This is a genomic window from Holdemania sp. 1001095H_141210_F2 (genome assembly GCF_015558105.1).
Taxonomy (GTDB): domain Bacteria; phylum Bacillota_I; class Bacilli_A; order Erysipelotrichales; family Erysipelotrichaceae; genus Holdemania.
The window spans coordinates 1-2,305 of sequence record NZ_JADNPO010000057.1 but is presented as its reverse complement, the minus strand read 5'-3'; the positions used below and the strand labels follow the sequence as shown (position 1 = coordinate 2,305).

The window sequence follows — 2,305 nt, the reverse complement described above, 5'->3', positions numbered from 1 at the left end:
GAACCGGTATAACTATGGCAGAAACAACCCGAACAAGTACTTTGACCCAACCGGAAAGTGGAGTCTGTGGGGAGCGGTAAAAAACACGGTAAACAAAGTTGTGAACACAGTGAAGAAGACTGTAAACAACGTTGTCAATACAGTGAAGAAAACAGTGAATAACGTCGTCAATACGGTGAAGAACACATTCAATCCGCCAAAACAAAGTACACCGCAAAGAAATAATACGAATCCCACAGGCTATCGAACGACCCCACCGATCTATAAGCAATATGATAAAGCGATTACTTATCAATATGATGAACCGAGTCGACCTTCTTCCGGAGGTGGAAGTAGTAATAATGGAAGTACGCCCAACAATTATGTTAATGCAGCAAATGACGCAGCTCTAGCTATATTGAGAGCAGCACAGGAAGCGGCAGCAAAAAAGGCAGAGGAAGAACTGAAGAAACAGACGACAAGTAAATTTGCGGATCTGAATGAAGGGTTGAGGAGAGCAACTGAAGCGTTTACTAAGCAAATTGAAAAGAAACGGGAAGTAGAAGCCATCTTATCTGGATATAAAGGTATCGATTTCAAGGATGTAACAGACAAGATAGGATCATTAGCGAATCGTGTCAGCGGCTGGTGTAATGAAGCGAAGGGCGAAATTGAAAAAGGACTGAAGTGGGTTGGTGAAAAAGCCGGGGAAGTCGGAGACGCCGTAAAGAGAGTGACCCAGAATACAATTCAAAGCTTCATAGATCATCCAGTAGAAAATCTTGTGATAATCGGCAGCGGAGCAGCGGTACTGTACCTAACAGCGGCCTCGTTTGGAACTCTGCCAGCGTTAGCTGCATTATTGGGAAACACTGCGGCAGCAGCCTATGGCGGAGCAACGGTGTATGGAATCTACGAATACAAGAGCGGAGATAAAGAAAAAGGCGAAGAGGATCTGAAGAAGGTCGCATTATCAGCGATCACGATGGCAGGAGCCTTCGGAGCGCAGGGAAATGCAAATGTTACGAATACGCCAGGAGGGAATGTCCAGCCAAATGGAAGTCTGGCATTAGAGGGTGGCCGTATAATCGGATACTCAATCGCACTGGAAGGCGTAACGTCAATCAGTTCGGAGGTTACGGATGCCTTAGGCATCACTCAATCTGCGATTGCGAATGGTGGTGGATCATCTGTAGATCAAAAGGCAAAAAATGATCGGAAGGAATCCATAAACAACGATTATGTAGAAATAGAAGGGAGAGGATCTACTGGTAGGACAAAACCACAGGATATAGTTGAAGAAATTGCGATGGATAATACAAAGAAAAATCCATTTAATCCAGGAGAAGGAAATTCAGTCAGAAGAGTTATAGATGAGTTAGGAGATGAACGTTGGAAAAACTGGGAAAAATGGGAAGTTGTATATAGAACAGATTCTGGTAGAAAAGTAACAATACATTTTTCTTATGATCCAGTTAATCATTTGTTTGATGACTTTAAGTTTAAAAATTAAAGGAGATAAATATGCTAGTAAAATGTAAAAAGTCTTTTAGACATCAACTAAAGGAGGGAAATATATATTTAGTAGTAGAAATAATTATAAAACGCAAAAGTAACACAATCAGGTATAGGCTGATTGATAATGAAGGATATCCTGCAATTTATGAGGCAGATATGTTTGAAGTTCAAACAAATGTATTGAAGGATTATGCTATAACAATAAATCAAGAGAGTATATTAATATCACCTATTCAAATAGCAAACTCCGAATTGAATAGAGAAGATATTAATGGTTTCTGGGGGTTATTTGTTGAGGATAATCTTGAAGCTAAAAAAATTTTAATGGAAAGCGTGGAAAATTTAGCTTTATCTGAAAATATTATTACACCATGCTTGGAATAATATTGTAATTGTGTCGTGGATGGTTAAATAGAGCTGGCAGGAAAAGGATTATAAAAACTTTTCCTGCCAGCTTTGTTAAACAAGAGAAATAATTAATCCATAGGAAATTTTTGTTGCTGTATTAGACTGACTCTGGACCAGTTTTATCTAGACTTAGTAAGGAATTTGTGTTAATTGGTTTTCACTTAGAAGCTAAGATAATAATATTTAAAAAATTAGAAATTCTATAATACTTATCTTTGTAACTCTCAGCATTCACGCTTGATCGCCATGGCTCAAGCGTCATTTCTGGAATTTATCAACAAGATGGGCAAGGTCACGCGCCGGTATTATGATCAGACGGAAGTGCTGTATGCCTACAATACTTCAGGCGAACTGATCAAAGCGACGGATGAAGATAAGAAGTCGGAAGAATATACGTATG

The 2,305-nt window shown here is 39.2% G+C and carries 2 protein-coding genes; both read left to right on the top strand.

The annotated features are described in order from the left end of the window. Positions 1-1,492: hypothetical protein (locus I2G61_RS16210; RefSeq protein WP_229100794.1), on the top strand; the 1,492-nt coding region annotated here is incomplete at its 5' end. Positions 1,493-1,503: 11 nt separating this feature from the next. Further along, positions 1,504-1,881, top strand: coding sequence for a hypothetical protein (locus tag I2G61_RS16205; RefSeq protein ID WP_072685612.1), 378 nt, complete (start codon positions 1,504-1,506; stop codon positions 1,879-1,881). Positions 1,882-2,305 lie beyond the last annotated feature (424 nt).